Here is a 6,479-nt window from a genome sequence, read left to right on the forward strand (position 1 = left end):
ACGGCTCTCTGGATAGGGAATTAAAGAGGCCCCGGGAGTCGGTCCCCGACGGGACAGACCTATCAGAGAGTCCAATCCTGATCAATCGAATTTTGACCCCTGCGAGGGACCGGAAGCCGTCTCCGGCTCATCCAGTGCGGGATTGCCGCCTGCCGGCGGGATCACGGAGCCTTCTGATCGCTCCCGGACAACGGTGATCGGCACGTTGACGGTCCCGGCATAAAAAACGACAAGTTCCGCTGGAATGGTCCCCTCATTCACGCCGTAATGGAGCTTGTTCACCACCTCGACGATGGGGTCCCCGGCCTTGAGGTGCAGCGTGTCTCCCCCGGTCGTCACGACCGTCAGCCCCCCGCTGAGCACAATGCCGGCATTGATCACGGGATGGCTGTGCGTTTCCAGCCGGGCCCCTGCGGGGATGGTGATCCTCCGGATTGAGATCTCCGGCTGACTTTGCGGATAGGCAGGCAGCAGCTGCCCATCCCAGCTCCTGGTCGTTTTGACGAGTTCCCTGGAGACAATGGAAACCGGGTCCGCCTCCGGACCGGGCCGAAAAGTAGAAGCGCAGCCGCTCAACAGAAACAGGACAACGGAAAGGGTTACCGGAAAGCCGATCCTTTTTTGGGGCATCATATGCACCTTCCTTCATTTTTGGCTACCCATGTTCCTGCACAGAGCGCACCAGGCACACCCATCAATTTTTTGCGGAGGGCGCAGGAACAGAAGAAACAGGCGGATGGATCCTTGAAATAACCGACCGTGTTCGGCTATGCTGCGCCGGAGCACAAAAAGGAGCGATCCTGCCGTGAACGAAGACCGCAAAAACCGATTCTGGGGAGAAACGACGGCGTTTCTCGCCCTGTTTCTCGACAACGTCGGGGTGCTCATCTTTCTCAGCGCCATTCTCGTCCACACCTTCAACTACCCGGCAGAAATCATCCTGACGCGCATGATCCCCGGCACCGCCATGGGGATTTTCTTCGGCGACCTCCTCTACAGCCTTCTGGCCCTTCGTCTGGCCCGGAAAACCGGCCGCAGGGATGTCACCGCGATGCCGCTCGGCCTGGATACGCCATCCACGATCGGGATCGCCTACGCTGTCCTCGGCCCGACGTACATCGCCTCGCAGGACGCGCTGCTCACCTGGCACGTCGGCATGGCCACCCTCTTCATGATCGGCATCGTCAAGATGGTCACTTCCTTTTCCGGCGCCTGGATTCAGCGGATTTTTCCCACGGCCGGACTCCTGGGATCGATCGCCGGGGTCGGGCTTCTGCTGCTCGGCTTTCTGCCCCTCATCGAAATCTTCAACGAAGTGGTGGTGGGGATGGTGGCCATGGGACTGATCCTGGCCGTGCTGATCGGCAAGCTCCAGCTTCCGGGACGCGTTCCCGGCGTTCTGGCTGCCGTCATCCTCGGGACCGCCCTTCATTTTGCTCTGGGATACGCCGGATACATCCCGGAATTCAAGACACCCGCCTTTGACATGAAGCTCTGCATCCCGCTTTTTTCCCTGGACTTTCTGCAAACCCTTCCCCGGTGCATCCCGTATCTGCCGCTGGCCATTCCCTTCGGCATCCTCACGATCATCGGCGGCATCAACAATACCGAAAGCGCCCGTCTGGCAGGCGATGCTTACCGGACAAGGGACATTCTCCTCACGGAGGCATGCACCTCCCTGATTGCCGCCTTCTTCGGCGGGGTGGCCCAGACCACGCCCTACATCGGCCACCCGGCTTACAAAAAGATGGGGGCAACCTGGCTGTACACGCTTTTTACCGCCCTTGCAGTCGGCATCGGCTCCGTCGTCGGCCTGATGTCCCTCTTTGTCGGACTGATTCCCCGGGCCGTTATCGCCCCCATTTTCCTCTTCATCGGCTTCGAGATCGTCCATCAGGCCTACAGGGAGTCGCCGGACGCCCACTCTGCCGCCGTAAGCCTCAGCTTCCTGCCGGTCGTCGCCCATCTAGTGACCATTATTCTTCGCCAATTCCTGGACGCGGCCTCCATTACCCCTGAGGCGTTACCGGTTCGCCTGCAGGTCCTGCATTCAACCCTCACGGTGCTCAGTAACGGCTTCATAGTGACCGGCCTGCTCTGGGGCAGCATGCTGGCCTTTCTCATCGACCAACAGGTCCGCCTTGCCGCCCTGTGCACCTTGACCTGCGCGGGCCTGACCCTGTTCGGCTTCATCCATTCCGTTCATCCCGGCGGAGAGATTTACCTTCCCTGGCAGATTTCCTCCCCCAGGCCCTTCATGATCGCCCTGGGCTATTTCCTGTTCTCCTGCATCCTGCCGGCGTTAACGAAACGCAGACAGGCCAATCCGGAGCCTTTATCGGCGGAATCTTCAGAAGGGAAATCCGTGACCAGCGGGTGAAGATCGGCTGAATGCCATCGGCGGTTCGATCCCGGAAGCATCTCCGGGGCTCTTTTCCATCCGCGGCCCAAGCACTCAAAGACCATCCCGGGATGATGCTACATGAAATGAAAGAGATACGCTCCGTAGAGGTGATATGTGGCAACGGCTGCGTACAAGAGGGTGGCGATTGCCAGAAGATTCAGTTTCCAGCTTTTAACAAAGGGCAGCAGCACAAACAGGACCGCCAGGAACAAGAGCTTCGTCGCCAGAACCGCATTGAATTCATCTATCTGGAAAAGCCTCGCCACGAAGGGGTTCAGTTCACGGCAGCCGTTGGATAACGCGTGCTTCGTCGCAAAGTAATCCAGCAGATTCAACGAGGTCAGCAGGATCCACAGGGCAGCCGGAACGGCAAACATGCGGCCCGGGTTCCATCCCCACATTTTTTCGCATTTGAATTCTTGAATCATCTGCCAAGTACACCTCACGATTTTTTTAAAAGGCAAACAGGCACGCCAGCTGACAGATGCTGATTCCCGCCGCGGCTGTTGTTTCATCGCCGGGCGAAAGAATCTCTGTTTTTTGAATACAGGAGTGTGAGGTGTTTCACAATCGGGAAAGGCCTGATTTATGGGCCTTGAAAATCTGATTTAAGCCTTTCCTGTTACTGAAATGGAGTAAGGAATGATAGGTATCCGAAGGCTAAGCCCCGGCGTTACGGGACAGGCATCCCCTCTTCAGGAAAGATGCTTTTCCAGGCGGTTGATGCGAAAATCCAGGAGCAGTTCCACGAACGCGCGGCGGGTAAGGGGAGGGTCCGTCATCCCGAAGAAGCGAGGGGGGGCCGGCTCCCCCGGAAATTCAGCGGTCGAAAGAGTCCAGTCGGCGACACGGGCGATGGCGGAGGCCAGTTCCGCCTCCAACGGCTCCGCCGTCCGGATCGGGATGATCTGACGGCTGTCCGCGGCAGCCTTCAGGGTCTCCAGAACGCCTCCACCGCCGACTCTCGCCGCCGCCGGTTTTCGCAGGGCCGATTGAAGACGGCGGGTCAACCCGGAATGGACGGAATCGACGGAAACATAGTAGCCCTTCCTGAACAGCAGGCGACCCGAACCGGACGATGAAAACGTCACATCCCCGGGAAGATGAAGGATCAGCAGGGTGCAGCCGAAGTCCCCGCTTTCCCGCTCCAGAAGAGACCAGGGGATCGACAGTTTCCGGATGTTCGGGCCGGGCGTCATGTCCGGCTGCCAGTCGACCGCGAGGGGATGAAACCGGACCAGGTCCCGCACAGCCAGAAAGGCCGACGCAAAGGCGAAGTCGGTGTGGTAGTCGGGCAGAAAGTAATCCGCATGGGGGCAGCCGACAAGAAACAGGACATGTGCCGGCGTCCCCCGCCGGGCAAGCTCGGCCAGTTCCAGCAGATGCCGCCGCCCGCGGGAGGTGACGGCATCGGGAAACATGGCGATCCGGCGGCCGAAGAGCGTGCAGGATTTCACCTCCAGCAGGTGCTGAAGACCGCCCTCCTCCAGCAGAAAGTCGAAGCGGCTGGAACCTCGGGTGACTTCACGCCGCACAATCCGCATCTCTTCGAAACCGGGCAGGCGGCGCCGGCCCAGGAGGTCGGCCACGATGTCATTGCAGGCCAGGGTATGGAGCATGACGGGACGGCCCTCCCGTTCGACGGCCACAACGAGCCCCTGAAGTTTGCGGTTAGCAGCGGTTTCCTGCCGGATGACATAAAGCTCGCTGTCCGGCAGCAGCAGCTCCCATAGACGTCCCGGATTGGGCAGATAGGCCTCCAGGATTTCAGAACCCAGAGCGCAGCGCACCGTGAACCGGTTCGGCCTGGCGATAAACCGGGCCTTTTCGATCGTCCTTCCCATTCGTTTCAATCCCTTTTCCGGATTTCAGCCGGCGTTTCCGCAAAGTCCATCTGGACTTGAAATCAGCCCCCCGTCCGAGGCATGCAATGTGAATGGAAAGTCCTATCATACCGTCGACGCGGATGCCAGGGTATCTTTCCCCACCGCTTTCCGGCGGAGTCCACCGCTGTGTTCCCTCTGAACACAATGAAAAGGCTTGACAAAATTCAGGCAAAAAATTAAAAAGTCGCCTTATTCAATGAATGAATGTTCATTCACCTACAGAAAAGAGAAAACCATGACGATGCCGGACAAACGGAATGACATCATCCAGGGCGCACTGGAACTGATCACGGAGAAGGGCTTTCACGGCGCCACGATGGCGATGATCGCCGAGAAGTCCGATGTCGCTGTAGGCACCATCTATCGGTACTTCGAGAACAAGGATGTTCTGATCAACGCGTTGTACCATGAACTGGAGGAAAAGATCCTCGGGGCTCTCCGGAAGGAGTACTCTGCGGAAAAGCCCTTCCGGGAGCGGTTTCTCCTCATCGGAACCACCCTTCTCCACTATTTCATATCGTTTCCGGTGCATTTCCGTTACATGGAACAGTACCACAACTCCCCCTACGGCATCTCCCTGCGCAGGGATCAGCTTCTGAACAAGGCGGATGATGTGGATATCACCAGGCAGCTCTTTACCGAAGGGATCATCCAGCAGGTTCTGAAGGATTTCCCCCTTGCCGTCCTTTTCGACCTGGCCTTCGGCCCCCTGGTCGCTCTGGCGCGGGATCATATCCTGGGGTTCATCGTCCTGGACGATACCCTGATCACACGGACCGTGGAGGCCTGCTGGGATGGAGTCAAAAGATAAGGAAAAGCGCTTCAGAATGAACTTTCATTCAGGAGAATCCAATGGTTCTTTTTTAAAACATTTCGCCGTTCATGGCCATACGAAATCCGGAATCTGAAAAACAGCAGAGGATGCAGACTCTTTCATTTCAAGCGGTAGAGGTGGAACATGCACATTCGTGACAGCGTAAGGCTCATAGCTATTGCAGGAGTCCTGGCCGGATTCCTGGTTGTTGCCGGCTGCGGGGAAGAGAAACAGCCCCCGCAGGGTGGCCCTCCCGAAGTGGCCGTGGTAACCGTGCAAACGGAGCAGGTAAAGATCACCAACGAACTGCCCGGCCGGACATCCGCCTATCTGATGGCGGAGGTCCGGCCCCAGGTGAGCGGTATTCTCCAGAAGCGCCATTTCACAGAGGGATCGGATGTAAAGGCCGGCGATGTTCTCTATCAGATTGACCCGTCGACATATCAGGCAGCCTATGCCAGCGCCAAGGCCAACCTCGCCCGGGCGGAGGCCAATGTGACTTCCATCCGCTACCGGGCCGAACGCTACAAGGAGCTGGTCGGCAGCAAGGCGGTCAGCCGCCAGGAATACGATGATGCCGCCGCCGCCCTCAAGCAGGCCGAGGCGGAAATCCAGGCCGGCAAGGCGGCGGTGGAAACCGCCCGCATCAACCTGGCCCATACGCGGATTACCGCCCCCATTTCCGGCCGCATCGGCAGATCTCTTGTGACCGTCGGCGCCCTGGCAACGGCCGGCCAGGGAATCGCATTGACCACGATCCAGCAGATCGACCCCATCTACGTCGACGTCACCCAGTCAAGCAGCAGCCTGCTGCATCTCAAGAAGAGCATGGCCAGCGGCATCCTCAAGAAGGAAAACGTCAATTCGGCAAAGGTCAAACTTCTCCTGGAGGACGGCACGTTCTATCCCCTGGAAGGAAAGCTCCAGTTCCGTGACATCACGGTTGACCCGACGACCGGATCCTTCATTCTCCGCATTGTGTTCCCCAATCCGGAGGGAATTCTTCTCCCCGGAATGTACGCACGGGCCGTCATCGAAGAAGGGGTCAATGAGCAGGCCCTCCTGGTCCCCCAGCAGGGCGTCAGCCGCGACCCGAAGGGGAATCCCCTTGCCCTGGTTGTGGACGCCGACGGAAAAGTCCAGCAGCGGATGCTGAAGGTCGATCGAACCATCGGCGATAAATGGCTGGTGTCATCGGGTCTCGCAGCCGGCGACCGGGTAATCGTCGAGGGGGTGCAGAAGGTCAAACCGGGGATTCCCGTGAAGGTGGTCCCTTTTGCTGCCGCCAAGGCAACAGACAGCGGGGAGAGCGGGCGCGTGATCCCTCCGGCGACGAAAACAAACTGACGGAGGCTCACGATGTTATCACGATTCT

Annotated in this window: 6 protein-coding genes; 3 read left to right on the top strand and 3 right to left on the bottom strand. The window is 58.7% G+C overall.

Annotation, left to right across the window (positions count from 1 at the left end):
* Positions 1-81: 81 nt before the first annotated feature.
* Entirely contained in the window at positions 82-633 is a 552-nt protein-coding gene (locus AB3175_RS06505; RefSeq protein WP_367360132.1) for a cupin domain-containing protein, read from the bottom strand.
* A 172-nt stretch (positions 634-805) separates the two neighbouring features.
* Here AB3175_RS06505 and AB3175_RS06510 point away from each other — a divergent pair, with 172 nt between their 5' ends.
* A complete protein-coding gene (locus AB3175_RS06510) occupies positions 806-2,380 on the top strand; it encodes an MFS transporter (RefSeq protein WP_367360133.1) in 1,575 nt (524 codons plus the stop codon).
* A gap of 98 nt (positions 2,381-2,478) precedes the next feature.
* On the opposite strand, the gene AB3175_RS06515 is transcribed toward AB3175_RS06510, so the two are convergent.
* Positions 2,479-2,832: a DUF5658 family protein gene (locus AB3175_RS06515; protein WP_367360134.1), complete on the bottom strand. Its 354-nt coding sequence runs from the start codon at positions 2,830-2,832 to the stop codon at positions 2,479-2,481.
* Positions 2,833-3,099: 267 nt separating this feature from the next.
* The gene (gene sfsA, locus AB3175_RS06520) at positions 3,100-4,248 is read right to left on the bottom strand and encodes a DNA/RNA nuclease SfsA (protein ID WP_367360146.1); all 1,149 of its coding nucleotides are present in this window, start codon (positions 4,246-4,248) and stop codon (positions 3,100-3,102) included.
* A gap of 277 nt (positions 4,249-4,525) precedes the next feature.
* Between sfsA and AB3175_RS06525 the strand changes: the two genes are divergently transcribed.
* Entirely contained in the window at positions 4,526-5,101 is a 576-nt protein-coding gene (locus tag AB3175_RS06525) for a TetR/AcrR family transcriptional regulator (protein ID WP_367360135.1), read from the top strand.
* Positions 5,102-5,248: 147 nt separating this feature from the next.
* On the top strand, positions 5,249-6,451 hold the full coding sequence (locus AB3175_RS06530) for an efflux RND transporter periplasmic adaptor subunit (protein WP_367360136.1): 1,203 nt from the start codon (positions 5,249-5,251) through the stop codon (positions 6,449-6,451).
* Positions 6,452-6,479: the final 28 nt, after the last annotated feature.

Origin of the sequence: Syntrophus sp. (in: bacteria), from assembly GCF_040768185.1 — a bacterium.
Classification (GTDB): domain Bacteria; phylum Desulfobacterota; class Syntrophia; order Syntrophales; family Syntrophaceae; genus Syntrophus; species Syntrophus buswellii.